We start from the raw sequence: 26,643 nt of genomic DNA, 5'->3' as shown, positions 1-26,643 counted from the left end.
CGGCCGGGAACTTCGCCACCCGTCGCTGCGCTTGCATACAGTGGCAGGACCGGTAGAACGACTTTGTCTTCCCGCGGTGCTCTCCGCGGTTTCCGCGATCGAAGGGACGTACATGCCCATGGGTCACACGGCCACGCAGGCCGGCTCCGGCGGCCTGACAGCAACAGAACACCGCCTGGCCAACGGCCTGCGCGTGGTGCTCTCCGAGGACCACCTGACCCCGGTCGCCGCGGTCTGCCTCTGGTACGACGTCGGTTCGCGCCACGAGGTCAAGGGCCGCACCGGTCTGGCTCACCTCTTCGAGCACCTGATGTTCCAGGGCTCGAAGCAGGTGCAGGGCAACGGCCACTTCGAGTTGGTGCAGGGCGCGGGCGGCTCGCTGAACGGCACCACCAGCTTCGAGCGCACCAACTACTTCGAGACCATGCCCGCGCACCAGCTGGAGCTGGCGCTGTGGCTGGAGGCCGACCGGATGGGCTCCCTGCTCGCCGCCCTCGACCTCGAATCGCTCGACAACCAGCGCGACGTCGTCAAGAACGAGCGTCGCCAGCGCTACGACAACGTCCCCTACGGCACCGCGTTCGAGAAGCTGACCGCGCTCTCGTACCCGGAAGGGCACCCGTACCACCACACCCCGATCGGTTCGATGGCCGACCTGGACGCGGCGACCCTGGAGGACGCGCGGGAGTTCTTCCGCACCTACTACGCGCCCAACAACGCCGTGCTGTCCGTGGTCGGCGACATCGACCCGGAGCGCACGCTCGCCTGGGTCGAGAAGTACTTCGGTTCCATCCCGGGGCACGACGGCAAGCCCGCCCCGCGCGACGGCGCCCTGCCCGACGTCATCGGCGAGGAACTGCGCGAGGTCGTCGAGGAGGAGGTGCCCTCGCGTGCGCTGATGGCCGCCTACCGGCTCCCGCAGGACGGCACCCGCGCCAGCGACGCGGCCGACCTGGCGCTCACCGTGCTGGGCGGCGGCGAGTCGTCCCGCATCTACAACCGGCTGGTCCGCCGCGACCGCACCGCCGTGGGCGCCGGCTTCGGGCTGCTGCGCCTGGCCGGCGCGCCCTCGCTGGGCTGGCTGGACGTGAAGACCTCGCACGGCGTGGAGGTCCCGACCATCGAGGCGGCCGTCGACGAGGAGCTGGCCCGCTTCGCCGCCGAGGGGCCGACCCCCGAGGAGATGGAGCGCGCCCAGGCACAGCTGGAGCGCGAGTGGCTGGACCGGCTGGGCACGGTCGCCGGCCGCGCCGACGAACTGTGTCGGTACGCGGTCCTGTTCGGTGACCCCCAGCTCGCCCTGACCGCCGTCCAGCGGGTCCTGGACGTCACCGCCGAGGAGGTCCGGGAGGTCGCCGCGGCGCGCCTGCGGCCCGACAACCGCGCGGTGCTCGTCTACGAGCCGCTGGACCACCCGGAGCCCGACGCGGACGGTGCCGCCGACGCCGGGGCCGACGAGAACGCAGACGAGGAGGCGGCCAAGTGACCGAGGCCCAGCCAGTCGTGACCATGGACTTCCACCCCCAGCCGCAGCCCGGTGACGCCCGCCCCTGGGCCTTCCCTGAGCCCGCCCGCCAGACGCTGGGCAACGGCCTGACCGTGCTGCGCTGCGACCGCCCCGGACAGCAGGTCGTCGCCGTGGAGGTGCTGCTGGACAGCCCGCTGGACGTCGAGCCGGCCGGCCTCGACGGGGTCGCCACCATCATGGCGCGGGCGTTCTCCGAGGGCACCGACAAGCACACGGCCGAGGAGTTCGCCGCCGAGCTGGAGCGCTGCGGCGCCACCCTCGACGCGCACGCCGACCACCCCTGTGTCCGGATCTCCCTCGAAGTGCCCGCCTCCCGGCTGCCGAAGGCCCTCGGGCTGCTCGCCGACGCCCTGCGCGCGCCGGCCTTCGCCGACAGCGAGATCGAGCGCCTGGTCCGCAACCGGTTGGACGAGATCCCGCACGAGACGGCCAACCCCGGCCGGCGCGCGGCCAAGGAGCTGTACAAGCAGCTGTTCCCCGCCGACGTCCGGATGTCCCGCCCGCGCCAGGGCTCCGAGGAGACCGTCGCGGCGATCGACTCGGCCGCCGTGCGCGCCCTCTACGAGAAGAACGTGCGGCCCGCCACGGCGACCGCCGTCATCGTGGGCGACTTCACCGGCGTCGACGTCGACGCGGTCCTCGCGGACACCCTGGGGGCCTGGACGGGCGGTCCGGCGACCCCGCGCCTGGTGCCCCCGGTGACCGCCGACGACAGCGGCCGGGTCGTCATCGTGGACCGCCCGGGTGCGGTCCAGACCCAGGTGCTGATCGGCCGTCTCGGGGCCGACCGGCACGACCGGGTGTGGCCGGCGCAGGTCCTCGGCACCTACTGCCTGGGCGGCACGCTCACCTCGCGGCTGGACCGCGTGCTGCGCGAGGAGAAGGGCTACACGTACGGCGTGCGGGCCTTCGCCCAGGTGCTGCGGTCGACGGCGAACGGCACGGGCGCGGCGCTGCTCGGCATCTCCGGTTCCGTCGACACGGCGTCGACCGGGCCCGCGCTGGAGGACTTGTGGAAGGTCCTGCGCACGCTCGCCGGCGAGGGGCTGACGGACGCCGAACGGGACGTCGCGGTGCAGAACCTGGTGGGCGTCGCCCCGCTGAAGTACGAGACGGCCGGGGCCGTCGCGGGCACCCTCGCCGACCAGGTCGAGCAGGAACTCCCCGACGACTACCAGGGGCTGCTGTACCAGCGGCTCGCCGCCACCGGCACCGTGGAGGCCACGGCGGCCGTCGTGAACGCCTTCCCGGTGGAGCGTCTGGTGACGGTGCTGGTCGGCGACGCGACGCAGATCGAGGAGCCGGTGAAGGCGCTGGGCATCGGCGCGGTCACGGTCGTCTCCGGCTAGTGACGACCGCGGTGGGTGCCGTTCCGTCGTCCGACGGGACGGCACCTCCGTGCGTCCGGCCGGCGTTTCACGCACCGTCAGTGCGGCGCCCCCGGGCGCCGGGGCCGGATGTCCCGAAAGCGCCGGACGTTGCGGTCCGCGGTGTGGCGTGCGCAACAAAACCGCCGATCCGTTTGTCGTAGGAATGATCTCCGGCTTAGCGTCAGGTCGACTGCCCGTCGTGCGGTACGCCGCAGCCGCGGCACCGGACAGTCATCGCCGAGTCCCCCGTACGGCGCGAGCCAGGGGAGCCGGGGACCCAACCGTCCCTGGGGTGAATCGGACGCCCGTCGCCACGCGGAGGGGGTCCGTAGGAGACCTTCCTGCTCCGAACCCGTCAGCTAACCCGGTAGGCGAGAAGGAAGGAAAGGACCACCCACTTCATGGCGTTCACCCGCGCCACCGGGAAGCACCGTCGTCCGACGCGCATGTCGCGCACCACCGCCAACGTCGCGGGCGTCGCCACGCTGACCACCACCGGTGTCATCGGCACCCTCGCCTCCCCCGCGCTGGCCGTCGACGAGCCCTCCCCCCTGGAGGACACGGGGCTCACCAAGACGATCTCCATCGGGGACGCCGTCGCCGACGAGATCGACACCCAGGCCGCGGTGCAGCAGATCGCCGCCGACGAGGCCGCCGCCCTGAAGCTCGTCGAGGCGGAGACCAAGCAGCGCCTCGCCGAGCAGAAGCGCCGGGCCGAGGCCGAGGCCGCCAAGGAGCGCGAGGCCGAGGAGCGGGCGGCCCGCGAGGCCGAGCGCAAGCGCCTGACGACGTACGTCAGCCCCGTCGCCGGTGGCCACGTCTCCACCTCCTACGGCGCGGGCGGCAGCATCTGGTCCTCCGGTACGCACACCGGCATCGACTTCCACGCCGGCACCGGCACCCCGATCCAGTCCGTCGGCTACGGCACCGTGGTCGAGGCCGGCTGGGGCGGTGCCTACGGCTACAACGTCGTCATCAAGATGCACGACGGCACCTACACCCAGTACGCGCACCTGTCGTCCGTGGCCGTCACCGCGGGCCAGTCGGTCACCGCGGGCCAGCAGATCGGCCTCGCCGGTGCCACCGGCAACGTGACCGGGGCGCACCTGCACTTCGAGGCGCGGGCGAGCGCCGAGTACGGCTCCGACCTCGACCCCGTCGCCTATCTGCGCGCGCACGGCGTGTCCCTCTGAGCCTCCGCCCCCCAGGACGGCACCACCGAAAGCCCCGGCCCCGGCCGGGGCTTTCGTCGTTCCCGGACCGCGGGCGCCGTACCGGCCGAGCACCCCGTGGCCCGGTGGCCGGCGGGTAATCCCCGTCCGGAAATTCCAGAGAACGGTGAAGGACGGTCGGAAATTCCGGCGAGCTGCAATAGAGTCACCGAATCAATGTCGATCGACCGCGATTCGCGGGCACGGAAGCGGAGGTCCCCCCATGCGCATTCCCGCCCATTCGGTGTGCACGGCCATTCGGGACGACATCGTCAGCGGTGCGCTGGAGCGTGGGAGCCGACTCACCGAAGACGTGCTCGCCCGCCGCTACGGCGTCTCCCGCGTCCCGGTGCGCGAGGCGTTGCGCACGCTGGAGGCCGAGGGGTTCGTGGTCACCCGCAGACATGCGGGCGCCTGCGTCGCCGAGCCGACCGACCGGGAGGCGGCGGACCTGCTCGACGTGCGACGGCTGCTGGAGCCCCTGGGGGCGTCCCGCGCGGCCGAACGGCGCACGGACGCCCATCTGAAGGTGCTGCGCGGACTGGTGCGCCTGGGTCAGGAGCGGGCGGGGAACGGGACCGGGGACGAGTTGCGCGCCCTGGGCAGCTGGTTCCACGAGACGCTGATCCAGGCGTGCGCCAGCCACGGGCTGATCGCCATGCTCACCCAGGTGCGGCACAAGACCGCCTGGATGTACACGGTCGAGCCCGCTCAGCGGCCCGCCGAGGAGTGGGCGGAGCGCGGCGCGATCGTCGACGCGGTGGCCCGGCGCGACGCGGAGCGGGCCGGCAGGCTGATGGCCGCGCACACGGAGCGCGGGATCGCGGCCCACCGCCGCAAGGCCGCGCGTCGCCCGGATCCGCTCCGGCGCTCGGGGACGTCGAAACATCCCGTCAACACGGGAAGCGTCGTCCCGTAACAAAGGGCCGCGACGATGTGACCGTCGATCACCGGCGCCGCGCTTGGCGAAAGAATTCGCCGGAATACGTCGCGTCGTGGTGTCATTTGTTTCGCGCGGCGATCGCGCCGAGATAGCGCGGGGAATTTCGGGAATGCATCCCCGAATGTGCGGCGCGGACATTCACTGGTTTCGCGGGTGTCCCTCGAATTCGACGGACACCCACGCGCGGACCGGGGTCAGACCGTTTCGGGAAGCTGTTCCAGGCCCTCGGCCACCAGCTTGGCCAGTCGGTCCAGGGCCGCGTCCGCGCCCTCCGCCTCGGAGGCGAGGACGACTTCCTCACCGCCGTGCGCACCGAGCCCGAGGACCGCCAGCATCGAGGCGGCGTTGACCGGGGCGGCGTCGCCCTTGGCGATCGTCACGGGGACGCCGGTGGCCGAGGCCGCCCGGACGAAGATGGAGGCGGGGCGGGCGTGGAGACCCTCGGCCCAACCGACGTTGACGCGGCGCTCAGCCATGTGATGCTGCCCTTCGGGTACGCAAGGTTGCAAGGCTCTGTTCGGTTGTCTAGACCAGTCTCCCACAGCGGTGGCCCTCATCCCCAGGGCCGGCGGAACGCGTGTCCACACCGCCCGGTCGGTCGCCCGCCGGTTCCGTACCTCCCGCCCGGTGCCGCCGCTGCCCGCCGCCCCTCGGACGTCGGACCGCGCACGCCCGGTCGGCGCACCGCCCGACCGGGCGCGGTGACCTCAGCCTGCCCCGCCCCCGCCCGGACCGCGACCCGTACGCTGGCCCCATGCAGAACCCGCCGGACCAGCACGAGTACCCCTCCCACTGGGAAGCCGACGTGGTGCTGCGCGACGGCGGCACCGCGCGCATCAGGCCCATCACGGTCGAGGACGCCGACCGGCTGGTCAGCTTCTACGAGCACGTCTCGGACGAGTCGAAGTACTACCGGTTCTTCGCCCCGTACCCGAAGCTCTCCGACAAGGACGTGCACCGCTTCACCCACCACGACTTCGTGGACCGGGTCGGCCTCGCCGCGACGGTGGGCGGCGAGTTCATCGCCACCGTCCGCTACGACCGCATCGACGCCCACGGCAGGTCCGCTTCCGCACCCGCCGACGAGGCGGAGGTCGCCTTCCTGGTGCAGGACGCCCACCAGGGGCGGGGCGTCGCCTCCGCCATGCTCGAACACATCGCCGCCGTCGCCCGGGAGCGCGACATCCGCCGCTTCGCCGCCGAGGTGCTCCCCGCCAACACCAAGATGATCAAGGTGTTCACGGACGCCGGCTACCAACAGAAGCGCAGCTTCGAGGACGGCGTCGTCCGGCTGGAGTTCGCCATCGAGCCCACCGAGGCGTCCGTCGCCGTGCAGCGGGCCCGCGAACAGCGCGCCGAGGCCCGCTCGGTGCAGCGGTTGCTGCGCCCCGGTTCGGTCGCGGTCGTCGGGGTGGGACGCGCCCCGGGCGGTGCCGGCCGGGCCCTGCTGGACAACCTGGTGTCGGCGGGTTTCACCGGCGACCTGTACGCGGTGAACAAGGCGTTCCCGGAGGACCTCGCCGAGATCGACTCGGTGCCCGCGCACCGGTCCCTGTCGGACATCGGGGCGGGCGTCGACCTGGTGGTGGTCGCCGTCCCCGCCGAGCGGGTGCCCGAGGTGGTGGACGAGTGCGGGGCGCACGGGGTGCAGGGCCTCGTCGTCGTCTCGGCCGGGTACGCCGACCTCGGCGAGGAGGGCAGGGAGCGCCAGCGGGACCTGGTCCGCCAGGTCCGCTCGTACGGCATGCGCCTCATCGGCCCGAACGCCTTCGGCATCGTCAACACCTCCGCGGCGACCCGTCTCAACGCCTCCCTCGCCCCCGGGCTGCCGAGGCCCGGCCGGGTCGGCATGTTCGCCCAGTCCGGCGCGATCGGCATCGCCCTGTTGTCCCGGCTGCACCGGCGCGGCGGCGGGGTGACCGGTGCCACCGGGGTGTCCACCTTCGTCTCGGCGGGCAACCGCGCGGACGTCTCCGGCAACGACGTCCTCCAGTACTGGTACGACGACCCCGACACCGACGTCGCCCTCATGTACCTGGAGTCCATCGGCAACCCCCGCAAGTTCGCCCGGCTCGCCCGGCGCACCGCCGCCACCAAGCCGCTGGTCGTCGTCCAGGGCGCCCGGCACCGGGGCGTCTCCCCGCTGGGGCACGCGGTCCCGGCGACCCGGCTGCCGCACGCCACCGTGGCGGACCTGCTGCGGCAGGCCGGGGTGCTCAGGGTCGACACCATCACCGAACTCGTCGACGTCGGTCTGATGCTCGCGGGCCAGCCCCTCCCCGCCGGGCCCCGGGTCGCGATCCTCGGCAACTCCGAGTCGCTGGGCCTGCTCACCTATGACGCCTGCCTCTCCGAAGGGCTCCGGCCGCTGGGCCCGCTGGACCTCGGGACCGCCGCCACGCCCGCGGAGTTCCAGGACGCCCTGGGCCGGGCGCTCGCCGACCGAGCCTGCGACGCGGTGATCGTCACCGCCATCCCCCGGGTGGGCGAGGGCGGCAGCAGCGACGAGGAACTGGCCGGGGCCCTGCGCGCTGCCGCGGCGGCACACCCCGGCAAGCCGGTGGCGGTCGCCCACGTCGAGCTCGGCGGGCTGGCGGAAGCGCTCGCGCAGGCCAGCGCCACGGTGCGCCGGCCCCCCGCCGCGGGGACCGCGCCGGCCCCCCGCCCCGCCGCCGTCCCGCTCCCCGCAGTCCCGGTCGCCCCGGTTCCTGGGGGTTCGGCCCCCGGGGCACCGGACGCCCCGCCGGGTCCGGCCGCCGCCCCGACCGCCGTGGGGATCCCCGCGTACCCGGCGACCGAGCGGGCCGTGCGGGCGCTCGGCGAGGCCGTCAAGTACGCCCAGTGGCGCCGCGAGGCCGCCGACCCCGGCCGGGTGCCCGAGTTCGACGGCATCGACAGCACCGCAGCCGCCGAACTGATCACCACCCAGCTCGACGCCTCCACCACCGCCGACGACCCGCGCGGCTTCGCCCTCCCCGACGACCCGGCCCGCGCCCTGCTCGCCCACTACGGCATCGCCGTCCACGCCACGCTCCCCGCCGACCACCCGGACGAGGCCGTCGCGGCGGCCCAACTGCTCGGCTACCCGGTCGCCCTCAAGGCCACCGCCCCGCACCTGCGCCACCGCGCCGATCTGGGCGGCGTCCGCCTCGACCTCGCCGACGAGGACCAGTTGCGCCGGGCCTACGCCGAGCTGGCCGAGTCCTTCGGCGCCCCCCGCGAACTGCGACCCGTCGTCCAGGCGATGGCCCCGCGCGGGGTGGACACCGTCGTGCGGACCGTCATCGACCCGATCGTCGGCGCGGTCCTCTCCTTCGGACTGGCCGGAGCCGCCTCCGAACTGCTCGGCGACACCGCGCACCGACTGATCCCCGTCACCGACCGCGACGCCCGTTCCGTGGTGCGGGCCATCCGCACCGCCCCCGTGCTCTTCGGCTGGCGCGGTTCCGCCCCCGCCGACACGGCCGCCCTCGAAGACCTCCTGCTGCGGGTGTCCCTCCTCGTGGACGAGCACCCGGAGGTCGTCGGCATCACCCTGGAACCCGTCGTCGTGGCCGAGTACGGACTCTCCGTGCTGGGCGCCTCGGTCCGTCTCGCACGACCACCCGCCCGGGACGACCTGGGCCCGCGCACCCTGCCCGCCTACTGACGGGCCCGGTCACCGGCGCCCCACCGGCCACGACGACGGCCGCCGACACTGGCTCGAACCTTTCCCGTCCGTGACGCCGCACACTCCCGCCCACCAGGTAACCTCCTGAGTCACCTCGGGCACGCGCGGGGGCCGTAGGATGGGCGCCATGGCCAAGACCAGTACGACGACCCAGGGGCTGCGCACGGCGATCGAGCGCAGCGGCTACTACCCGGCTCTGGTGGCCGAGGCGGTGGAGGCCGCGGTCGGCGGCGAGCCGATCGGCTCGTACCTGGTCCACCAGGAGACCACCTTCGACGCCAACGAGGTCCGCAGGCACGTCACCGTGCTCGTCCTCACGGGTACCCGCTTCATCGTGAGCCACACCGATGAGCAGGCGGCCGACGGCACCTCGCCGACGCCGTTCGCGACCACCTCCACGGAGTCCGTGAAGCTGGACCGGATCTCCTCGGTCGTGGTCAGTCGGGTCGTCGCCAATCCGGAGGCGTACACCCCCGGAACGCTGCCCCGCGAGGTGGTGCTGACCATCGGCTGGGGCGCCGTCTCCCGGATCGACCTCGAACCCGCCGCCTGCGGGGACCCCAACTGCGAGGCCGACCACGGCTACACCGGCAGCACCACCGCCGACGACCTGAGCCTGCGGGTGAGCGAGGCCGGTGACGGCCTCGACGCCGTCCGGCAGACCCTCGCCTTCGCCCAGGCCCTCTCCGAGGCGACCGCGGAGACCACCCACTGATGGTGCAGTCCGCCTGGGACCACGTGGAACCCCTGCCCGTCGGCTCCGCGCCCGTGCCCGCGTACGGTTCGGGCTCGCTGGCCGACCTGCTGCCCACGCTCGCCGCGGGCATGGCGGTCCCCGGGACGGTGAGCGCGATACCGGAGCTCACCCCCGCCGACCGCAACTGCGTCTTCCTCATCGACGGCCTCGGCTGGGAACAGCTGCGGGCCCACCCCGACGAGGCGCCGTTCATGAGCGCCCTGATCGAGAGCTCCCTCGGCGGCACCGGGCGCCCCCTCACCACCGGCTACCCGGCCACCACCGCCACCTCGCTGGCCTCCGTGGGCACCGGCCTGCCGCCCGGCGAGCACGGCCTCCCGGGGTACGCGGTGCGCAACCCCGGCACCGGCGAGCTGATGAACCAGCTCCGGTGGTACCCCTGGACGGCGCCGCACACCTGGCAGCCGTACCCGACGGTCTTCCAACTGGCCCACGAGGCGGGCGTGCACACCGCACAGGTGTCCGCCCCGCACTTCCAGAACACCCCGCTCACCCAGGTCGCGCTCAGCGGGGGCACCTTCCACGGCCGGCTGTCCGGCGAGGACCGGATGGACGTCGCCGCCGAGCAACTCGCCGCCGGTGACCGCTCGCTGGTCTACACCTACTACGCCGAGGTCGACGGCAACGGGCACCGGTACGGCATCGACTCCGACGCCTGGCGGGGCCAGCTGATGTACGTCGACCGGCTGGTCCAGCGGCTCGCCGAACAGCTCCCGCCGCGCAGTGCGCTCTACGTGACCGCCGACCACGGCATGGTGGACGTCCCCCTCGACCCCGAGCACCGCTTCGACGTCGACGAGGACTGGGAGCTGCGGGCCGGGGTGGCGCTCCTCGGCGGGGAGGGTCGGGCCCGGCACGTCTACGCGGTGCCCGGCGCCGAGGCCGACGTCCTCGCCGTGTGGCGGGAGGTCCTGGGCGAGCAGTTCTGGGTCGCCGGGCGGGAGGAGGCCATCGCCGCCGGCTGGTTCGGCCCGCGCGTCGACCCCCGGGTCCACGGGCGCATCGGCGACGTGGTGGCCGCGGCCCGGGACGACGTCCTGATCATCGCCAGTGAACGGGAGCCCAAGGAGTCGGTCCTCATCGGCAACCACGGCTCCCTGACCCCCGCCGAACAGCTCGTCCCCCTCCTCGAAGTACGCTCCTGACGGCCCACGCCCCACCCACCGTCCCCCCACCCCGGCAACGCCTCAGGCCCGTCCGGGGTTCCCGCCCCTCGAAAGGTGCTCGTCTCCCCATGCCCGAGCTGGTGTTCTTCAGCGGAACCATGGACTGCGGAAAGAGCACCCTGGCGCTCCAGATCGGACACAACCGGTCGGCCCGCGGACTCCAGGGCGTGATCTTCACCCGGGACGACCGGGCGGGCGAGGGCAAGCTGTCCTCCCGGCTCGGCCTGGTGACGGAGGCGGTCGAGGCGGCCCCGGACATGGACCTGTACGCGTACCTGGTCAACCAGCTCTCCCAGGGCGGCAAGGCCGACTACGTGATCGTCGACGAGGCCCAGTTCCTCGCCCCGGAGCAGATCGACCAGTTGGCCCGGATCGTGGACGACCTGGGCCTGGACGTGTTCGCCTTCGGGATCACCACCGACTTCCGCACCCGGCTCTTCCCCGGTTCGCAGCGACTGATGGAGCTGGCGGACCGGATCGAGCAGCTCCAGGTCGAGGCCCTGTGCTGGTGCGGGGCCCGGGCCACCCACAACGCCCGCACGATCGGCGGGGAGATGGTCGTCGAGGGCGCCCAGGTGGTGGTCGGCGATGTGAACCGCCCGGCGGAGATGGTCGGTTACGAGGTCCTGTGCCGTCGGCACCACCGCCGCCGCATGACCTCGGCCGCGGCCCGGGCGGGCGCCCTGTCCCCCGACGTGCTCCCGGTCAACCAGCCCTGAGACCGCGCCCCTCCCGGCCCGGACGGTGCCGGGAGGCGCGCGTGCGCTGCCGGGGGGCGCTCAGTCCCGGTGGAGGAGCGCGAACACCGCACCCTCGGGGTCGGCGACGGTCGCCGAGCGCCCCAGCGGACCGTCAGCGGGCGGGGCGAGCAACTGCCCGCCCAGGTCGACCGCCCGCCGCACCGACTCGTCGGGGTCGGCGACGGCGAAGTACGTCAGCCAGTGGGCGCCCCGCTCGGCCGGCAACGCGGCGCCGACGCCCCTCACCCCGGCCACCGGACGGCCGTCGAGGAGCAGGGTCAGCCGGTCCGCGCCCCCGTCGGCCGCGGTGCCCGCCGGGTCCGCCGGTCGGGTCGTGAAGCCGAAGACGTACTGGTAGAAGGTCGTCACGCTCGCGGTGTCGCGGGTGATCAACTCGTGCCACACGGGTGCTCCGGGCACACCGGTGACGGCGTAACCCTTCATCGCGGCGCCCTGCCAGATCCCGAACACGGCGCCGCCCGGGTCGGAGGCGAGGGCCATCCGTCCGGCGTCCGCCGCGTCCAGCGGGCCCACGGCCACGGTGCCCCCGCACTGGCGCACGGTGGCGGCGGTGGTGTCCGCGGAGTCCGACGCCAGATAGGGCGTCCACGCCACCGGGAGCCGTCGGCCGGCCGGCACCTGGCCGACGCCGGCGACCTCCCGCCCGTCGAGCAGGGCCCGTGCGTAGGGCCCGAGTTGTTGCGGTCCGGGCTGGAACTCCCAGCCGAAGAGCCTTCGGTAGAACTCCTGGGTCGCGGTCATCCCGTGCGTCATCAGGCTCACCCAGGAAGGGGTGCCCGGAACGCGCCGGTTCTGCTCCGCGCCGTCCCGTCGGCCGGCTGCCTGCCGTGCCTCGGTCATGGTCGCTTTCTCCTCCGTCTGCTGGTGGCCAACCAGCGATCATTGAGAGACGTTTCTCGGTCATTTTCGCGCCACGCGCAATCAATGCCGATCTTTTGTACCCCGCGTACCTGATGGAGTACAGCGTGTGCTCGGCCAAGCCAGGGCCTGGACGTTATCCGGGACGGGCCGCCGTGGCCAGTCCGTGCGCCAGGATGGGGACATGAATGCCATCATCTCCGCATCCGCTCTTGAGGGTGACCTCACCGGGCCCACCCCGCCGGTGGTGCTCGACGTCCGTTGGCAGCTCGGCGGCCCCCATCTGGGGGGAGCCTACGAGGAGGCGCATCTGCCGGGGGCCGTCTTCGTCGATCTTGACGCCGAACTCGCCGGTCCCGCGGGCCCCGCCGGTCGGCACCCCCTGCCGGACGTCGAGGGCTTCGGCTCCGTGATGCGCGCGGCCGGGGTCTCGATCGACCGCGACGTCGTCGTCTACGACGGGGGACAGGGCTGGGCGGCGGCCCGGGCCTGGTGGTTGCTGCGCTGGACGGGCCACCCCTCGGTCCGGGTGTTGGACGGCGGGCTCGCGCACTGGACGGGCCCGCTGGAGTCGGGGCGGCCGAGCCCCGCGCCCGGCGACTTCGTTCCGGCCCCCGGCGCGGTGCCGCTGTTGGACGCGGACGGGGCCGCGGAGCTCGCCCGGTCGGGACTGCTGCTCGACGCGCGGGCGGGTGAGCGGTACCGCGGCGAGGTGGAGCCGATCGACCCGGTGGGCGGCCACATCCCGGGGGCCGTCTCGGCGCCGACCAGCGAGAACGTCGTCGAGGGCGGCCGACTGCGCCCGGCCGAGGAGCTGACCGACCGGTTCGCCGCGCTGGGCGCCGACGGGGCGGCCCGGGTGGGGGTGTACTGCGGTTCCGGGGTCTCCGGGGCGCACCAGGTGCTGGCCCTCGCGGTCGCCGGCATCCCGGCGGCGCTGTACGTCGGGTCCTGGTCGGAGTGGTCCGCGGACACCTCCCGACCGGTGGCGAAGGGCGCCGAACCGCAGTGACCCGGTCACCGGCTGACGTACCCGGCCGGTAGGGGGCGGGTGCCGCACGACGGTCGTACGGCCGTCGTGCGGTGTGTCCAGGCACGGGTGGACACACCGGGGGCGGCGGACGAGCCGGGCCCGATGGGCGTTTCGGGTGCGCCGGCGCAGGGCGGGCCGGCCCCCCGGTGCGCGGTCGACCTCGTCGGGGGTCCTCGGCGGCGGTCAGTCCTGCTTCTTGCGGCGGGTGCCGAAGACGATCTCGTCCCAGCTGGGCACCGCGGCCCGGCGGCCCGGTCGTACGCCGTCGGCCTCGGCCTGACGGTCGGTCGCGCCGACCAACCGGTCGCGGTGGCTGGTGACGGCGCGCGGCATCAACACGTCGGCATAGGCCGATCCGGCACCGGCCGAGGCGGCGGGCGCCGGAGGCTCGGCCGCCGCGGGGTCGGCCTCCGTCTCCGGTTCGTCGTCGGGGCCGTCGGTCGCACCCGGACGTTCGGGCACCACCATGTCCCCGCGGAAGCTCGGCACCGCCTCCAACAGGCTGGTCAGGGAGTCCCTGCCCTCGCCCGTGGCGGTGGTGACGGTGTCGTCGGCCTCGGCCGGCGGAAGGGCGCGGTCCAGCGCGCGGTCCATGGACCGGTCGCGGGGCAGCCGGGCGATCCGGGGCACGAACGGGAAGCTCGGCTCGGGCGCCGCCATGTCCTCGGACTCGCCGATCAGCGACCGGGCTTCCTCGTCCACGGCCTGCACCAGACGGCGCGGCGGGTCGTAGGTCCAACTCGCCGAGTGCGGTTCACCGGCGACCAGGTAGACGAGCAGGACCTCCCAGGTCCCGTCGTCGCGGCGCCACGAGTCCCACTGCACGCTCTCCTTCTCGACGCCGCGCAGCACCAGGCGTTCCTGGACGGCCTCGCCGAGTTGGGGTCCCGCGTTCTCGCCGGGGCGGCGCACCGGGGTCTTGCGGGCCCGCTCGGCCATGAAGGCGCGCTCCGCGAGCACGGGTCCCTCGAACCGGCGCACCCGGTCGACGGGGATGCCCGCGAGTTGCGCGACCTCTTCGGCGCTGGCGCCGGCCCTTATGCGCGCCTGGATGTCACGGGGCCTGAGGTGGCTCTCCACCTCGATCTCGATCTGGCCGAGACGGGGGCGGTCGCCGCGCACTGCGGCACGCAGACGCTCGTCGATGGCAAGCGTGTACTCCGTGCTGTCCGCAGCCTTGAGCACCAGTCGTGTGCCGTCATTGGAGACGGCCACGACACGCAGTTCGGGCATGGGGACCTCCCGGGTGGTGCCTGCCGACGTCACGTGCGTCGCTGCTTCCGCTAGTCGAGTGTGGCCTGCCCGGGTGCAGCCTGCCACAACCTTGCCGAGTTGCCCGGCGTGTCGGGCAATCGCCCGGGGGCGCCGTCATGGCACGGTTACCTGTTCGCCACGTTAAGTGACCAACCTGGTCGCCCTGTGCAACGAGTCCCCTCCCGGATGGTCTGGACGGCTCCGGGCACCCCTCAGGGAGACCGGTACCCAGGGCTCGCAACAGTACTCCATTCGGGCCATCCGGGGAGACTGGCGCGCCGCCCAAGTTCACGCGGCGACCGGGAGTTGACGCGGGGTCGCGCGACGGTTCCCGGGCGGATCGCGGTCCCTGGGTGGGCGTCAGACGTGTCGTGTTTCACGCAATCACCCCAAACGGAACTATTCGCTTCGTGCGTACGTCCCCTTCTCGTGCAGTAAGTCGAGAAGGGTAGGCAAGGTACGGAGATGGGCGAGAAGCCGGACAACGGCAGGCGACCGCAGCCGAACGGGGGTACGCCGGACGACGCACACGACGACCGGTGGGTGACCGACCGGTTGGACACCGGACCCCGGACGGGGACCGGTGCGGGGGACACGGAGGGTGACGGCAAGCGGGCGTGGGACCTGAACGTCCCGCAGGTCGCGGGGAGTGCGGTCGCCGCGGTCGTGGCCGCCAAACTCGCTTCCAACGCGGGCGTCTACGGCACGATCCTCGGCGCCGGCCTCGTGAGCGTCGTCGTCACCTGCGGCGGTGCCGTCCTCCAGCACTTCTTCACGCGGACCGGCGAGCAGATCCGCGGGGCCGCCGGGCAGGCGAAGCCGAGGGCCCGTCAGGTACCGGCCGGGGAGGGCGCCCCGGGCGTCCGCGACGGATACCCCCCGCCCGGGGGGTACCAGGAGCGCACCCGCCTGCTCCGGACCGTCGATCCGCGGGCCGACCGCTCCCCGGGGACCCCCGCGGCGGGCGCCGAAGCGCCGGGAGCGTACGGGCAGGGCACGGTGCACCGGGTCCGGGTGCGCTGGTGGAAGCGTCCGCTGCTCGCCGCCGCGCTGGTCTTCGGCGTGACGATGGGCGGCATCACCGCGTACGAACTCGTCGCCGGCGAGTCGTTCGGCGGCGGCGGGGGCACCACCATCGGCGAGGCCGTGACGGGCGGCGGCAACGACGGCGCACCGGGCCCCGACCGCAAGGACCCCTCGCCTGGAGTGCCGGACGAACGGCCGACCGCACCCCCCGGCGACGGCGACGCGACCGGGGACGGGAGCGGTGACGGGAACGCCGGGCGCGAGGACGGCGGTCCGGACACCGGTGACGCCCCGTCCGCCCCGGATTCCGGAAGCGACGACCAGCAGGGGGACGCGTCCCCGACGGCCCCGGAGCCGGGCACCGGCCAGGACGGCGGCCCCGCCCCCGAGCCGAGCGACGGTGCGGACGCCGACCAGGAGGGCGGTGCCGGCGAGCAGACCCCGGGCGGCGGTTCGTCCCCCGCGCCGACCCCCTCGCAGCCCCCGTCGGGCACCGCAGGGGCACCGGGGGAGGGGAAGCAGGGCGGCACGCCCTCGCCGTGAGCGACGGTGGGCCGCCGGGCGCCGGGGCGTGCCGGAGCCGGGCTCAGTCGCCGAGCACCCGCCGCAGGTGGTCGTTGCCGAAGCGGCGGTCCGGGTCGAGCCGGTCGCGCAGCGCGGTGAACTCCCCGAAACGGGGGTAGACCCCGGCGAGGTACCCGGCGTCCCGGGTGTGCACCTTGCCCCAGTGGGGGCGTCCCGCATGGGCGGTGAAGACGCGTTCGGCGGCGGTGAAGTACTCCCGGTACGGGGTGCCCCGGAACAGGTGCACCGCCAGGTAGACGCTCTCCCGCCCGGACGCGGTGGAGAGGGTGATGTCGTCGGCGGGTGCGGTGCGCACCTCCACGGGGAAGCTGATGCGCAGCCCCGACCGTTCGATCGTCGCCCGCAGTTCGCGCAGGGCGGCCATCGCCGCCTCGCGCGGGAGGGCGTACTCCATCTCCATGAAGCGCACCCGGCGCGGACTGGTGAAGACCCGGTACGGGACGTCCGTGTAACCGCGTGCCGACAGGGCACGGCTGGTGACCTTCGCCAGGGCCGGGACGGTGGCGGGCGCCGCCCGGCCCAGGACGTTCACGGCCTGGAAGAGGCCGTTGGCGAGCAGTTCGTCCTCGATCCAGCCGGGTATCCGCCCCACGGGCCGCGCCGGACCCGCGCTGCGGTTGTTCCGCTTGGTGCTGCAGTTCTCCGTGTGGGGGAACCAGTAGAACTCGAAGTGCTCGTTCTCCGTCACCAGTTCGTCGAACTCCGCGGTGACCCGGTCGAAGTCCATCGGTTCCTCGCGCGCGGCGAGCAGGAACAGGGGTTCCACCGCGAAGGTGACCGCCGTGATCACCCCGAGGGCGCCCAGTCCGATCCGGGCGGCGGCGAAGACCTCCGGGTTCTCCTCCGTCGAGCAGGTCAGCACCGAACCGTCGGCGGTGACCAGCTCCAGGCCCCGGACCTGCGCGGCGATCGACGCGGAGGCCCGCCCGGTGCCGTGGGTGCCGGTGCTGATCGCCCCGGACACGGTCTGCTCCATGATGTCGCCCATGTTGGTGAGCGAGAGGCCCTCGCGCGCCAGGGCCAGGTTGAGCCGCTTGAGCGGGGTGCCGGCCTCCACCGTGACGGTCAGCGCCGCCCGGTCGATCCGACGGATGCCGGTGAGCAGGTCCGGTCGGAGCAGCACCCCGTCGGTGGCGGCGACCGAGGTGAACGAGTGGCCCGAGCCGACCGCCTTCACCCGCACGCCGTCCTCGGCGGCCCGGCGCACGGCGGACGCGACCTCCTCCACCGAAGCGGGCGTGACCTCCCGCGCCGGGCGGGCCCGGACGTTCCCGGCCCAGTTACGCCACGTGCCGGTCTTGCCGTTCGTCATCTTCGAGGGCCCCTCCCCGCTGCGGCACCGGCTTGCCCAGCCGGCGGTACCCCAGGAGCCCGACGGCCACCGCGACGGCGCCGGACACACCCGACACCCCGTACCCCGCCCGGGCGCCGGCCGCGTCGATGACCCAGCCCGCCGCCGAGGAGCCGAGCGCGATCCCGACCGCGAGACCCGTGCTCACCCAGGTCATGCCCTCGGTCAGTTTCGCGCGTGGCACGTGCTGTTCGACGAGGGCCATCGTCGTGATCATCGTGGGTGCGATGGCCAGCCCCGCGACGAACAACGCCGCGGCCAGGAGCGTCAGGTTCCCGACCAGTTGCAGCGGGATCATACTCAGGCCCATCGCGAGGACGCCCAGCAGCCACCTGCGCGGGGGCTCGCCGGTGAACCGCACCAGTCCGAACAGGACACCCGCCAGACAGGAACCGGCCGCGTACAGCGCCAGCACCACGCTCGCCAGGGTCTTGTGCCCCTCCTCGTCGGCGAAGGCCACGGTCACCACGTCCACGGAGCCGAAGATCGCGCCGGTCGCCACGAACGTCGCCACGAGCACCTGGAGGCCCCGCGAGCGCAGCGCCGATTCCTTGGTGTGGTGCTCCCGCGGGTGCGGAACCGGTTCGGTGGCCCGCAGGGCGGTCAGCCAGAAGACGCCGACGGCGAGGAAGACGGCCGCCAACAGCGGGCCGGCCGCCGGGAACCAGACCGTCGACAGACCGATCGAGATGATCGGGCCGAAGATGAAGCAGACCTCGTCGATCACCGATTCGAGGGAGTACGCGGTGTGCAGGTGCGGGGTGTCCCGGTAGAGGACCGCCCACCGTGCGCGGGTCATCGAGCCGACGCTCGGGGTGAAGCCGATGAACGCCGAGAACACGAACAGGGTCCAGTCCGGTGCCGACAGCGAGGCGGTGAGCAGCAGCCCGGTCGCGGCGAACAGCGACATCAGGGCGGCCGGGCGCAACACCCGCCGCTGGCCGTGCCGGTCCACCAGCCGCGAGACCTGCGGCCCGATCACCGCCGCGGACAGGGCGATGGTCGCCGACAGCGCGCCGGCGAGGCCGTAGCGGCCGGTCAGCTGCGACACCATGGTCACCACGCCGATGCCCATCATCGACAGGGGCAGTCGACCGATGAACCCCGCGGCGGAGAAGGCTCGGGTGCCCGGTGCGGAGAAGATCAGGCGGTAGGGGCTGGGCACGGCACGCTCCGTTGCGGGCCCACGACGGAGCCGGTCGGGCAAGTCACATTGATGGCCAATACAGCTTATTGGTCGATTCAGCTTACTTGTCAGGGAAAAGGGATCATCCGACGGGTGGTGCGGCGACAAACCGGGGGCGCGTTCCCCGACGGCGCGCGCGGGCTCCTGTCGGTGCCACCGGTGCCAAGTGGCAGGATCACAGACATGCCCGACGCGCTCGATGCCCCCCGCTCCCCGGCCCCGTACGACGCCCTGCTGCTGCTGTCCTTCGGCGGCCCCGAGGGACCCGAGGACGTGGTCCCGTTCCTGGAGAACGTCACCCGGGGTAGAGGCATCCCCCGGGAGCGGCTGAAGGAGGTGGGGCAGCACTACTTCCTGTTCGGCGGCGTCAGCCCGATCAACGACCAGAACCGCGCCCTGCTGCACGCCCTGCGCAAGGACTTCGCCGACCACGGGCTCGACCTGCCGGTGTACTGGGGCAACCGCAACTGGGCCCCCTACCTCACCGACACCCTCCGCGAACTGGTCGGGGACGGCCACCGTCGGGTGCTGACCCTGGTCACCAGCGCCTACGCCTCGTACTCCGGGTGCCGCCAGTACCGCGAGAACCTCGCCGACGCCCTCGCCGCGCTGGACGCCGAGGGACTGCCGGTGCCCCGCGTCGACAAGCTGCGGCACTACTTCAACCACCCGGGGTTCGTGGAGCCCATGGTCGACGGGGTGCTCACCGCGCTCGCCGACCTGCCCGCCGAGGTGCGCGCCGGCGCCCACCTGGCGTTCACCACCCACTCCATCCCCGTCGCCGCGGCCGACGCCTCGGGCCCCGTCGAGGACCACGGAAACGGCGGCGCCTACGTCGCCCAGCACCGGGAAGTGGCCGGACTGATCGCCGACGCCGTGCGGGAGCGCACCGGCCGGGACCACCCGTGGCAACTCGTCTACCAGTCGCGTTCGGGCGCCCCCCACGTCCCCTGGCTGGAGCCGGACATCTGCGACCACCTGGAGGAGGCGCAGACGGCGGGGGCACCCGCGGTGGTGATGGTCCCCATCGGGTTCGTCTCGGACCACATGGAGGTCAAGTACGACCTCGACACCGAGGCCACCGCCAAGGCCGCCGAACTGGGGCTCCCGGTCCGACGCTCGGCCACCGTCGGAGCCGACCCCCGGTTCGCCGCGGCGGTCCGCGCACTGGTGCGGGAACGGGCCGCCACCGAGAGCGGGCGGACGGTGGAGCGCTGCGCGCTGGGCGCCCTCGGCCCCGGCCACGACCTCTGCCCCGTCGGCTGCTGCCCGGCGCGCACCCCGAAGCCGACCGTCGCCGGTGCGGACAGCACGTACGGCGAGGCCACTGCCGTGGACGACGAGGAGGGCACGCGATGACAGCGACGACGGGCCGACCGGCGGGCGGGGACGCGACCCCCGCCGAACTGCTGGAGGTGGCCCGGGAGGCCGCCCGGCGCGCGGGGGACCTGCTGCGCGACTCCCGCCCCGCGGACCTGGGGGTGGCCGCGACCAAGAGCAGCGCCGTGGACGTGGTCACCGAGATGGACATCGCCTCCGAGAAGCTGATCACGGGGCTGCTCGCCGAGCGCCGACCGGACGACGGCGTCCTGGGAGAGGAAGGCGCCGACCGCACCGGCACCTCCGGCGTCGAGTGGGTGATCGATCCCCTCGACGGCACCGTGAACTACCTCTACGGCCTGCCGAGTTGGTCGGTCTCCATCGCTGTGCGCAAGGCCGGTGAGACCGTCGTCGGCGTGGTGTACGCCCCCCTGCGCGGCGAGACCTACCACGCGGTCCTCGGCGGCGGGGCCTTCGTCAACGACGCTCCCGCCCGTACGCGCCCCGCACCTCCGTTCGAGCAGGCCCTGGTCGGCACGGGCTTCGGTTACCTCGCCGAGCGCCGCGCCCGGCAGGCCGAGGTGGTCGCCCACCTCATCCCGCGGGTGCGCGACATCCGCCGGGCCGGTTCGGCGGCGATCGACCTCTGCGACGTGGCGACCGGCCGGCTGGACGCCTACTACGAGCGCGGACTGCGCCCGTGGGACCTGGCCGCGGGTGACCTCGTCGCCCGCGAGGCCGGTGCGCGCACCGGCAGCCGCCCGGGGGAGCCCGCCTCCGGCGAACTGGTCGTGGCCGCCCCGCCGGGCCTCTTCGAGCCGCTCCAGACGCTCCTGGACGAGCTGGGGGCCTGGCACGACTGAGTCCCGACGGCACGGCCCCGGGAGGCCGGCAGGACGCCCCGCAGGGTCCTGCGTCCTCGCGGAGCACGACGACGGGCCCCGGCACGCGTGCCGGGGCCCGTCGAAGGGTGCCTCAGGGTGTCTCAGGGGTGGTTCCGGACGGCGGGAACCCGCCGTCGAGCGGTACGGGGAGCCGAACGGCACCACGGGAAGGGCTCCCACGAAGGGTTCCCGGGCTCCCGCGAAGGCGGCTCAGACGCGTGCGGAGCCCTGTTCGACGGCGACGCCGTGTTCGGCGGCCAGCCGGCGGAGGTCGTCCAGCTCGGACTGTTCCACCTCGACAAGGAAGTCGTCGCCCGTTTCGCGGGCACGGGTCAGGTCGGACTCGGTCGTCCTGATGCGCTGCAGAAGTCCTGCGGTGAATGCGTCCATGGGTGCGCCCCCTCGTCCTGGGTCGTGGGTCGGCGGCACGGGGATGTGCCCTGGGGAGGGGCGATCACGTCGAACACGGCTCTACGGGAGTTCGAACACGGCTCTGCGGAAGCCGGTCGGGACGTGCCCCTGCACGATGTGATCGCGGGTGTGTGGTCGTCCTCCCCCCGCACCCGCGCGGGGAAACCTCCACGGGCCGAGAATCGCGAGATTCGCGGGAAGGCGCCGCCCGTCGGGCCGGCCTCCCGATCACCCTCCCGGGCACCCCCACGCTCCCTCCCGCGTTACCCCCACGGCCCCTCCCGCCTTACCGCCGGTTTATGACCGAAAGAGGCAGGATGGAGCCCTCACCCCACGATTCGTGTCGCCCGTCCGCGCCCGCTGGCGTCCGGGCGCCAGAGGAAGGACTAACGACGTGCGCGTACTCGTCGTCGAGGACGAGCAACTGCTCGCCGATGCGGTGGCCACCGGACTGCGCCGGGAGGCCATGGCGGTCGACGTGGTGTACGACGGCGCCGCCGCCCTGGAGCGCATCGGGGTGAACGACTACGACGTCATCGTGCTCGACCGTGACCTGCCGCTCGTCCACGGGGACGACGTCTGTCGCAAGGTCGTCGAGCTGGGCATGCCGACCCGGGTGCTGATGCTCACCGCCTCCGGTGACGTCAGCGACCGCGTCGAGGGCCTGGAGATCGGCGCCGACGACTACCTGCCCAAGCCGTTCGCGTTCAGCGAGCTGATCGCCCGGGTCCGGGCACTGGGCCGGCGCACCAGCGTGCCGCTGCCGCCCGTGCTGGAACGTGCCGGGATCAAGCTCGACCCCAACCGCCGCGAGGTGTTCCGCGACGGACGCGAGGTGCAGTTGGCCCCCAAGGAGTTCGCCGTCCTGGAGGTGCTGCTGCGCAGCGAGGGGGCCGTCGTCTCGGCCGAACAGCTCCTGGAGAAGGCGTGGGACGAGAACACCGACCCCTTCACCAACGTGGTCCGCGTCACCGTGATGACCCTGCGCCGCAAGCTCGGTGAGCCCGCAGTGATCATCACCGTGCCCGGTTCCGGTTACCGGATCTGATCCACGTGGCCGCGATCCCGCCCCCCGGGGCGCCCCCGAAGCCCACCTGGGCGCCCCGGCGCCCCGACGTGCCCTTCCCCTGGTTGCGGCCGACGATCCGGATAAGGCTCACCCTGCTGTACGGCGGCATGTTCCTGATCGCGGGCATCCTGCTGCTGTCGATCATCTACCTGCTGGCCGCGCAGGCCGTCCACGTCGGCAACGCCCTGCCGTTCGAGCTGGTCGAAGGCAGCGTGCAGAACATCAGCCCCAACTGTCCGGAGCTGGAGAACAGGCTGAAGACCCCGGAGGAGTTCAAGGGCGCGCTGGACGTCTGCATGAACCGGCAGCGCCAGCACGCCCTGGACGACCTGCTGAGCCGGTCCCTGATGGCCCTGCTGGGCCTCAGCGTCATCGCCTTCGCCTTCGGGTACGCCATGGCCGGACGGGTCCTGTCGCCGCTCGGCCGCATCACCCGCACGGCCCGCCAGGTCGCCGGCTCCGACCTCAGCCGGCGGATCGAGCTGGACGGCCCGGACGACGAGCTGAAGGAGCTGGCGGACACCTTCGACGACATGCTGGAGCGGCTGGAACGGGCCTTCACCGCCCAGCAGCGCTTCGTCGGCAACGCCTCGCACGAGCTGCGCACCCCGCTCGCCATCAACCGCACCCTGCTGGAGGTCCACCTCTCCGACCCCGGGGCCCCACCGGAGCTGCACCAACTGGGCAAGACCCTGTTGGCCACCAACGAGCGCAGCGAACAGCTGGTGGAGGGCCTGTTGCTGCTCGCCCGCAGTGACAACCAGATAGTGGAGCGCAAACCGGTCGACCTCGCGGAGGTCGCCTCGCGGGCCGTCGAGCAGGTGCACGCCGAGGCGGAGCAGCGGGGCGTGGAGCTGCGCGGAACGTGCCAGCCGGTGGTGGTCCAGGGCAACGGCGTCCTCCTGGAGCGGATCGCGCTGAACCTGGTGCAGAACGCCGTCCGCTACAACGTCCCCGAGGACGGCTGGGTGGAGGTCGTCACCGGGGAGCAGCACGGGCAGGCGGTGCTCGTGGTGTCGAACACGGGACCGGTGGTGCCCGCCTACGAGATCGACAACCTCTTCGAGCCCTTCCGTCGGTTGCGGACCGAGCGGACGGGCAGCGACAAGGGCGTGGGTCTCGGCCTCTCGATCGCGAGATCGGTGGCGCGGGCCCACGGGGGCCGTATCATCGCGGAGCCTCGGGAGGGTGGAGGGCTCGTGATGCGCGTCACGCTCCCGATCTGACACACTGCCCCCCGACACGCAGGAGATGTTCGCTTTAAGCGGAATTTTCGGGACCCGTTCCGAAGAAATCCGTGTGTGATCGATCACAAGAGCGAAGCTCCATCTTTCTACTCTGCGTGATCAAGCAGGTCGCCGGGAGGCCGGGAAAGTCCGGGTTTTCGGGGGTCCTGATCACGGGAAGTACACGGGGTGGCACCCGTGAGCAGCAGCATTCGGACCGGATAGGGTCCCGATCGCCATCCACTCGGATCACCCCTGGGGGGTCCGGTTGGGTGTCGATTGAGTAACAGACCTTGATGTGAGGCAAAATCTCCGCCTCAGGTCGGGCACAAGTCCGGCCTCTCACGCGTTACGAGCGCTGGAGACACCCGCAGACACCCAGAGGGGGAGAGCGATATGGCAACGGACTACGACACCCCACGCAAGACCGATGACGATCTCAACGAGGACAGCATTGAGGAACTGAAGTCCCGGCGGAACGACAAGTCGGCGTCCACGGTCGACGTGGACGAGTTCGAGGCGGCCGAGGGATTGGAACTTCCCGGAGCGGACCTGTCGAACGAGGAGCTGGCCGTCCGGGTCATGCCCAAGCAGGCGGACGAGTTCACGTGCATGAGCTGTTTCCTCGTCCACCACCGCAGTCAGCTGGCCAGGGAGAAGAACGGCCAGCCGATCTGCCGCGACTGCGACTGAGGCGGGGTCGGCCGTGACTGGCTCGACCCCACCCCGGAAGCGCCGGTCCCCGAAGTTCCTGAAGTTCCCGCATCGGGGAGCGGACACAGGCCCGACAGAGCAGTCCATGAACACGCGTGACGACGAGCGGGGCCACCCGGCCTCGCTCGAAGCGCGGGACGGCTCTGACGGCGCCACCCGGCACACGGAGGTCATACGCGTGAACAGCACACCGCGCAACGACGCGGCGGCCTGGACCGACGCCCTGGTGGCCGCTGGCACGGTCCCCGGGGACAGCCCCGTCGCGGGGCTTCAGGGGCCCGCCAGGGGCCGTGTGGCCGCCGTCCGGGAAGGTGTGCGCGAGGGCGTCCGCAAGAGCGGCAGCCGGGCCAGGGCGGGCCTGGCGCTCCTCGCCGACCGGATCATCGAGAACGCGCCCCGCGTACCCGTGCGCGACCTGGAGACCCTGCGTCGACAGTTCCCCGGCCTCCCGCCGGAGAAGCTCGCGGACAAACTCGTCTTCGGCGCCGCGAACGCCACCTCGACCGTGGGCGCCGGGGTCGGGGCCGCGGCGATGCTCCCGGTGGCGCCCGCCATGCCCGCGGAGCTGGCCGCCGAGATCACCGGCGTCGCAGCGATCGAGCTGAAGCTGATCGCCGAGCTGTACGAGGTCTACGGACAGCGTCCGCCCGGCGGCGTCAAGGAGCGCACCACCGTCTACCTGACCACCTGGTCACAGGAGCGGGGCATCGACGTGACCAAGCCGTCGACGGTCAACGCCGCGCTCGGCGTGCACATGAAACGGGAACTGCGCCAGCAGATCATGAAACGGATGGTGCGCAACCTCCCGAACCTGATGCCGTTCATGGTCGGCGCGGCCGTCGGAGCCGTGATGAACCGACGGGACACCCACAAGCTGGCCCGCCGCATCCGGGACGACCTGCGCAAGAGACAGGTCGCCTGGGAGGAGCTGCCCGCACCGGCCGCCGGCACGCCGGACGAGCTGGGCCCCACCCCCACCCGCCCCGCGCTCGAACACTGAGGCGACCGGCACCGAAGCCCCGGAACCCGCGCGGTGACCACCGTGCGGGCCGACCGACCACCGCACGCGCCGGTACGGCCGGGGGAGGAGCACCGGGGCGCCGCGGGCCGACGGGCGCCCACCGGAGCCCCCCGGGCCCGGCCCGTAGCCGTGTGCGAACCCGTACGCGGGAGGTCAGGCGGTGCGGGCCGACGCCAATGCATCGGCCAGGGCCTGCGGGGTCCGCGTGGACAGGTACACGTAGGGCGTCGGGTCCTCGGGATCGGTGACCGGCACGCGCAGCGCGGTCGGGATGTACCCCCGCAGCACCATGTACGCGCGCGGGTCCGCCTTGTGGGTCCGCCAGGCGCGGGCCTCCTCCGCGTCCAGCACCTGCGGGTCGCCCAGCGCCGACAGCGGGATGCGGGCGTCGCCCGCGACCAGGGAGTCGCCCACCACCCGGATCCGGGCCGAGCCGTACGCACTCGTCACCACGGCCACCAGTGCCGTGCCGCCGGCCAGGCCGCCGAGCATCGCCAGCACGCCGAACGGCAACAGGATCAACGCGAACGAGATCCCCGCCAACAGGGCGACGAGCCACCACGTGCGGGGCGCGGTGAGACGTTCTTCGTAGGGCGCTGCCGAAAGGTCCATAACACGTAGCTTGGCACGGTCGGCGGGCGTGTCGGGAGCGGGGGCCCGGGCGTCCGGGAGCGGCCGGGAGGCCGGGTAAGGTCTGCGCCTGTGAGTGGTACTTCTACGGTCCTGACACCCCCCGCGGACGCCATAGCGCCGGTACGGCACCCCGATGCCCCCGCGCCCGGCGAACCGCTCGGCTCCCACTACGCCCACTGCTTCGGCTGCGGCGAGGAGCAACCCCACGGACTGCACCTCGCGGCCCGGGCGCAGGACGGGGTACGGGTCACGGCCGAGTTCACGGTGCGCCCCGTCCACCAGGGCGCGCCCGGACTCGCTCACGGCGGCGTCCTCGCCACCGCCCTCGACGAGACGCTCGGCTCCCTGAACTGGCTGCTGCGCGTCATCGCCGTCACCGGCCGGTTGGAGACCGACTACCTGTTGCCGGTGCCCGTGGACACCGTGCTGCACCTCGACGCGGAGGTCGTCGCGGTCGCCGGGCGGAAGATCTACTCCCGGGTGTCGGGACGGATCGGCGGCCCCGACGGCCCCGAGGCGGTCCGGGCCCGCGCCCTCTTCATCGAGGTCAAGGTCGACCACTTCATCGACAACGGTCGCCCGGAGGAGATCCGGGCCGCCATGAGCGATCCGGACGCCCGCCGCCGCACCCGTGCCTTCGAGGTGAACCCGTGACGCACCAGCACG

At 73.0% G+C, this 26,643-nt stretch carries 24 protein-coding genes and 1 riboswitch; of the genes, 17 read left to right on the top strand and 7 right to left on the bottom strand.

The features are described from left to right. Nucleotides 1-112: 112 nt before the first annotated feature. From ACFYOU_RS15925 to ACFYOU_RS15910, 4 genes are all read left to right on the top strand, one after another. The gene (locus ACFYOU_RS15925) at nucleotides 113-1,486 is read left to right on the top strand and encodes a M16 family metallopeptidase (RefSeq protein WP_389767994.1); all 1,374 of its coding nucleotides are present in this window, start codon (nucleotides 113-115) and stop codon (nucleotides 1,484-1,486) included. A 23-nt stretch (nucleotides 1,487-1,509) separates the two neighbouring features. Beyond that, nucleotides 1,510-2,877, top strand: coding sequence for a M16 family metallopeptidase (locus ACFYOU_RS15920; RefSeq protein ID WP_389768041.1), 1,368 nt, complete (start codon nucleotides 1,510-1,512; stop codon nucleotides 2,875-2,877). A 246-nt stretch (nucleotides 2,878-3,123) separates the two neighbouring features. After that, a riboswitch (cyclic di-AMP (ydaO/yuaA leader) is annotated at nucleotides 3,124-3,286 on the top strand. Between the two features lie 13 nt (nucleotides 3,287-3,299). Next, on the top strand, nucleotides 3,300-4,091 hold the full coding sequence (locus ACFYOU_RS15915) for a peptidoglycan DD-metalloendopeptidase family protein (protein WP_391306193.1): 792 nt from the start codon (nucleotides 3,300-3,302) through the stop codon (nucleotides 4,089-4,091). Nucleotides 4,092-4,332: 241 nt separating this feature from the next. Then, nucleotides 4,333-5,028 (top strand): FCD domain-containing protein, encoded by a 696-nt coding sequence (locus ACFYOU_RS15910; protein ID WP_391306190.1) that lies wholly within the window; start codon nucleotides 4,333-4,335, stop codon nucleotides 5,026-5,028. A gap of 218 nt (nucleotides 5,029-5,246) precedes the next feature. Here the strand turns inward: ACFYOU_RS15910 and ACFYOU_RS15905 are convergent, their stop codons facing one another. Continuing rightward, a complete protein-coding gene (locus ACFYOU_RS15905) occupies nucleotides 5,247-5,528 on the bottom strand; it encodes an HPr family phosphocarrier protein (protein ID WP_385488514.1) in 282 nt (93 codons plus the stop codon). Between the two features lie 278 nt (nucleotides 5,529-5,806). Between ACFYOU_RS15905 and ACFYOU_RS15900 the strand changes: the two genes are divergently transcribed. The 4 genes from ACFYOU_RS15900 (at nucleotide 5,807) to ACFYOU_RS15885 (ending at nucleotide 11,364) form a co-directional block, all read left to right on the top strand. Beyond that, nucleotides 5,807-8,701 (top strand): GNAT family N-acetyltransferase, encoded by a 2,895-nt coding sequence (locus ACFYOU_RS15900; RefSeq protein ID WP_391306188.1) that lies wholly within the window; start codon nucleotides 5,807-5,809, stop codon nucleotides 8,699-8,701. 148 nt (nucleotides 8,702-8,849) lie between these two features. Further along, the gene (locus ACFYOU_RS15895) at nucleotides 8,850-9,437 is read left to right on the top strand and encodes a DUF5998 family protein (RefSeq protein WP_389768002.1); all 588 of its coding nucleotides are present in this window, start codon (nucleotides 8,850-8,852) and stop codon (nucleotides 9,435-9,437) included. Beyond that, entirely contained in the window at nucleotides 9,437-10,624 is a 1,188-nt protein-coding gene (locus tag ACFYOU_RS15890; protein WP_389768004.1) for an alkaline phosphatase family protein, read from the top strand. Before ACFYOU_RS15895 ends, ACFYOU_RS15890 begins: the two co-directional genes overlap by 1 nt. Before the next feature lie 89 nt (nucleotides 10,625-10,713). Beyond that, nucleotides 10,714-11,364: a thymidine kinase gene (locus ACFYOU_RS15885; protein WP_389768006.1), complete on the top strand. Its 651-nt coding sequence runs from the start codon at nucleotides 10,714-10,716 to the stop codon at nucleotides 11,362-11,364. A gap of 60 nt (nucleotides 11,365-11,424) precedes the next feature. Here the strand turns inward: ACFYOU_RS15885 and ACFYOU_RS15880 are convergent, their stop codons facing one another. After that, complete coding sequence (locus tag ACFYOU_RS15880; protein WP_391306184.1) at nucleotides 11,425-12,246, bottom strand: VOC family protein; 822 nt, start codon at nucleotides 12,244-12,246, stop codon at nucleotides 11,425-11,427. Nucleotides 12,247-12,448: 202 nt separating this feature from the next. On the opposite strand from ACFYOU_RS15880, the gene ACFYOU_RS15875 reads away from it, so the two are divergent. After that, the gene (locus ACFYOU_RS15875; RefSeq protein ID WP_389768010.1) at nucleotides 12,449-13,276 is read left to right on the top strand and encodes a sulfurtransferase; all 828 of its coding nucleotides are present in this window, start codon (nucleotides 12,449-12,451) and stop codon (nucleotides 13,274-13,276) included. 204 nt (nucleotides 13,277-13,480) lie between these two features. Here the strand turns inward: ACFYOU_RS15875 and sepH are convergent, their stop codons facing one another. Then, nucleotides 13,481-14,530 carry a septation protein SepH gene (gene sepH, locus ACFYOU_RS15870; RefSeq protein ID WP_389768012.1) on the bottom strand — a complete coding sequence of 350 codons (1,050 nt, stop codon included), beginning with the start codon at nucleotides 14,528-14,530 and terminating at the stop codon, nucleotides 13,481-13,483. A gap of 486 nt (nucleotides 14,531-15,016) precedes the next feature. On the opposite strand from sepH, the gene ACFYOU_RS15865 reads away from it, so the two are divergent. Beyond that, nucleotides 15,017-16,120, top strand: a complete 1,104-nt coding sequence (locus ACFYOU_RS15865; protein ID WP_391306181.1) for a hypothetical protein — start codon at nucleotides 15,017-15,019, stop codon at nucleotides 16,118-16,120. A 43-nt stretch (nucleotides 16,121-16,163) separates the two neighbouring features. Here the strand turns inward: ACFYOU_RS15865 and ACFYOU_RS15860 are convergent, their stop codons facing one another. Together ACFYOU_RS15860 and ACFYOU_RS15855 are read right to left on the bottom strand one after the other, a co-directional pair. Beyond that, nucleotides 16,164-17,474 (bottom strand): D-arabinono-1,4-lactone oxidase, encoded by a 1,311-nt coding sequence (locus ACFYOU_RS15860; protein WP_389768016.1) that lies wholly within the window; start codon nucleotides 17,472-17,474, stop codon nucleotides 16,164-16,166. After that, the gene (locus ACFYOU_RS15855) at nucleotides 17,443-18,678 is read right to left on the bottom strand and encodes an MFS transporter (RefSeq protein ID WP_385488495.1); all 1,236 of its coding nucleotides are present in this window, start codon (nucleotides 18,676-18,678) and stop codon (nucleotides 17,443-17,445) included. Before ACFYOU_RS15855 ends, ACFYOU_RS15860 begins: the two co-directional genes overlap by 32 nt. Before the next feature lie 204 nt (nucleotides 18,679-18,882). Between ACFYOU_RS15855 and ACFYOU_RS15850 the strand changes: the two genes are divergently transcribed. Beyond that, nucleotides 18,883-20,058, top strand: a complete 1,176-nt coding sequence (locus ACFYOU_RS15850; protein ID WP_391306178.1) for a ferrochelatase — start codon at nucleotides 18,883-18,885, stop codon at nucleotides 20,056-20,058. After that, complete coding sequence (locus tag ACFYOU_RS15845) at nucleotides 20,055-20,882, top strand: inositol monophosphatase family protein (protein ID WP_391306176.1); 828 nt, start codon at nucleotides 20,055-20,057, stop codon at nucleotides 20,880-20,882. The genes ACFYOU_RS15850 and ACFYOU_RS15845 overlap by 4 nt, the downstream gene beginning before the upstream one ends. A gap of 231 nt (nucleotides 20,883-21,113) precedes the next feature. On the opposite strand, the gene ACFYOU_RS15840 is transcribed toward ACFYOU_RS15845, so the two are convergent. Continuing rightward, a complete protein-coding gene (locus tag ACFYOU_RS15840) occupies nucleotides 21,114-21,293 on the bottom strand; it encodes a hypothetical protein (RefSeq protein ID WP_385488488.1) in 180 nt (59 codons plus the stop codon). Nucleotides 21,294-21,708: 415 nt separating this feature from the next. Here ACFYOU_RS15840 and ACFYOU_RS15835 point away from each other — a divergent pair, with 415 nt between their 5' ends. The 4 genes from ACFYOU_RS15835 (at nucleotide 21,709) to ACFYOU_RS15820 (ending at nucleotide 25,323) form a co-directional block, all read left to right on the top strand. Further along, a complete protein-coding gene (locus ACFYOU_RS15835) occupies nucleotides 21,709-22,362 on the top strand; it encodes a response regulator transcription factor (protein WP_385488486.1) in 654 nt (217 codons plus the stop codon). 5 nt (nucleotides 22,363-22,367) lie between these two features. Beyond that, entirely contained in the window at nucleotides 22,368-23,609 is a 1,242-nt protein-coding gene (locus ACFYOU_RS15830) for an ATP-binding protein (RefSeq protein ID WP_391306173.1), read from the top strand. Between the two features lie 396 nt (nucleotides 23,610-24,005). Continuing rightward, nucleotides 24,006-24,302 carry a DUF4193 domain-containing protein gene (locus ACFYOU_RS15825; RefSeq protein WP_351243711.1) on the top strand — a complete coding sequence of 99 codons (297 nt, stop codon included), beginning with the start codon at nucleotides 24,006-24,008 and terminating at the stop codon, nucleotides 24,300-24,302. Between the two features lie 13 nt (nucleotides 24,303-24,315). Then, nucleotides 24,316-25,323 carry a hypothetical protein gene (locus ACFYOU_RS15820; protein ID WP_391306171.1) on the top strand — a complete coding sequence of 336 codons (1,008 nt, stop codon included), beginning with the start codon at nucleotides 24,316-24,318 and terminating at the stop codon, nucleotides 25,321-25,323. A 174-nt stretch (nucleotides 25,324-25,497) separates the two neighbouring features. Here ACFYOU_RS15820 and ACFYOU_RS15815 read toward each other — a convergent pair whose 3' ends face one another. After that, complete coding sequence (locus tag ACFYOU_RS15815) at nucleotides 25,498-25,956, bottom strand: DUF3093 domain-containing protein (RefSeq protein ID WP_389768025.1); 459 nt, start codon at nucleotides 25,954-25,956, stop codon at nucleotides 25,498-25,500. A 90-nt stretch (nucleotides 25,957-26,046) separates the two neighbouring features. On the opposite strand from ACFYOU_RS15815, the gene ACFYOU_RS15810 reads away from it, so the two are divergent. Continuing rightward, entirely contained in the window at nucleotides 26,047-26,631 is a 585-nt protein-coding gene (locus ACFYOU_RS15810; RefSeq protein WP_391306168.1) for a hotdog domain-containing protein, read from the top strand. Nucleotides 26,632-26,643 lie beyond the last annotated feature (12 nt).

This window comes from Streptomyces sp. NPDC005955 (assembly GCF_042871255.1).
GTDB lineage: Bacteria > Actinomycetota > Actinomycetes > Streptomycetales > Streptomycetaceae > Streptomyces.
The sequence above is the reverse complement of the archived record's forward strand: the minus strand, read 5'-3'. Positions and strand labels throughout refer to the sequence as shown.

Excerpts from the sequence above, each read along its gene's own strand:
- ACFYOU_RS15925 (WP_389767994.1), top strand. The coding sequence starts at position 113 with ATGCCCATGGGTCACACGGCCACGCAGGCCGGCTCCGGCGGCCTGACA.
- ACFYOU_RS15920 (WP_389768041.1), top strand. The coding sequence starts at position 1,510 with ATGGACTTCCACCCCCAGCCGCAGCCCGGTGACGCCCGCCCCTGGGCC.
- ACFYOU_RS15915 (WP_391306193.1), top strand. The coding sequence starts at position 3,300 with ATGGCGTTCACCCGCGCCACCGGGAAGCACCGTCGTCCGACGCGCATG.
- ACFYOU_RS15910 (WP_391306190.1), top strand. The coding sequence starts at position 4,333 with ATGCGCATTCCCGCCCATTCGGTGTGCACGGCCATTCGGGACGACATC.
- ACFYOU_RS15905 (WP_385488514.1), bottom strand. The coding sequence starts at position 5,528 with ATGGCTGAGCGCCGCGTCAACGTCGGTTGGGCCGAGGGTCTCCACGCC.
- ACFYOU_RS15900 (WP_391306188.1), top strand. The coding sequence starts at position 5,807 with ATGCAGAACCCGCCGGACCAGCACGAGTACCCCTCCCACTGGGAAGCC.
- ACFYOU_RS15895 (WP_389768002.1), top strand. The coding sequence starts at position 8,850 with ATGGCCAAGACCAGTACGACGACCCAGGGGCTGCGCACGGCGATCGAG.
- ACFYOU_RS15890 (WP_389768004.1), top strand. The coding sequence starts at position 9,437 with ATGGTGCAGTCCGCCTGGGACCACGTGGAACCCCTGCCCGTCGGCTCC.
- ACFYOU_RS15885 (WP_389768006.1), top strand. The coding sequence starts at position 10,714 with ATGCCCGAGCTGGTGTTCTTCAGCGGAACCATGGACTGCGGAAAGAGC.
- ACFYOU_RS15880 (WP_391306184.1), bottom strand. The coding sequence starts at position 12,246 with ATGACCGAGGCACGGCAGGCAGCCGGCCGACGGGACGGCGCGGAGCAG.
- ACFYOU_RS15875 (WP_389768010.1), top strand. The coding sequence starts at position 12,449 with ATGAATGCCATCATCTCCGCATCCGCTCTTGAGGGTGACCTCACCGGG.
- sepH (WP_389768012.1), bottom strand. The coding sequence starts at position 14,530 with ATGCCCGAACTGCGTGTCGTGGCCGTCTCCAATGACGGCACACGACTG.
- ACFYOU_RS15865 (WP_391306181.1), top strand. The coding sequence starts at position 15,017 with ATGGGCGAGAAGCCGGACAACGGCAGGCGACCGCAGCCGAACGGGGGT.
- ACFYOU_RS15860 (WP_389768016.1), bottom strand. The coding sequence starts at position 17,474 with ATGACGAACGGCAAGACCGGCACGTGGCGTAACTGGGCCGGGAACGTC.
- ACFYOU_RS15850 (WP_391306178.1), top strand. The coding sequence starts at position 18,883 with ATGCCCGACGCGCTCGATGCCCCCCGCTCCCCGGCCCCGTACGACGCC.
- ACFYOU_RS15845 (WP_391306176.1), top strand. The coding sequence starts at position 20,055 with ATGACAGCGACGACGGGCCGACCGGCGGGCGGGGACGCGACCCCCGCC.
- ACFYOU_RS15840 (WP_385488488.1), bottom strand. The coding sequence starts at position 21,293 with ATGGACGCATTCACCGCAGGACTTCTGCAGCGCATCAGGACGACCGAG.
- ACFYOU_RS15825 (WP_351243711.1), top strand. The coding sequence starts at position 24,006 with ATGGCAACGGACTACGACACCCCACGCAAGACCGATGACGATCTCAAC.
- ACFYOU_RS15815 (WP_389768025.1), bottom strand. The coding sequence starts at position 25,956 with ATGGACCTTTCGGCAGCGCCCTACGAAGAACGTCTCACCGCGCCCCGC.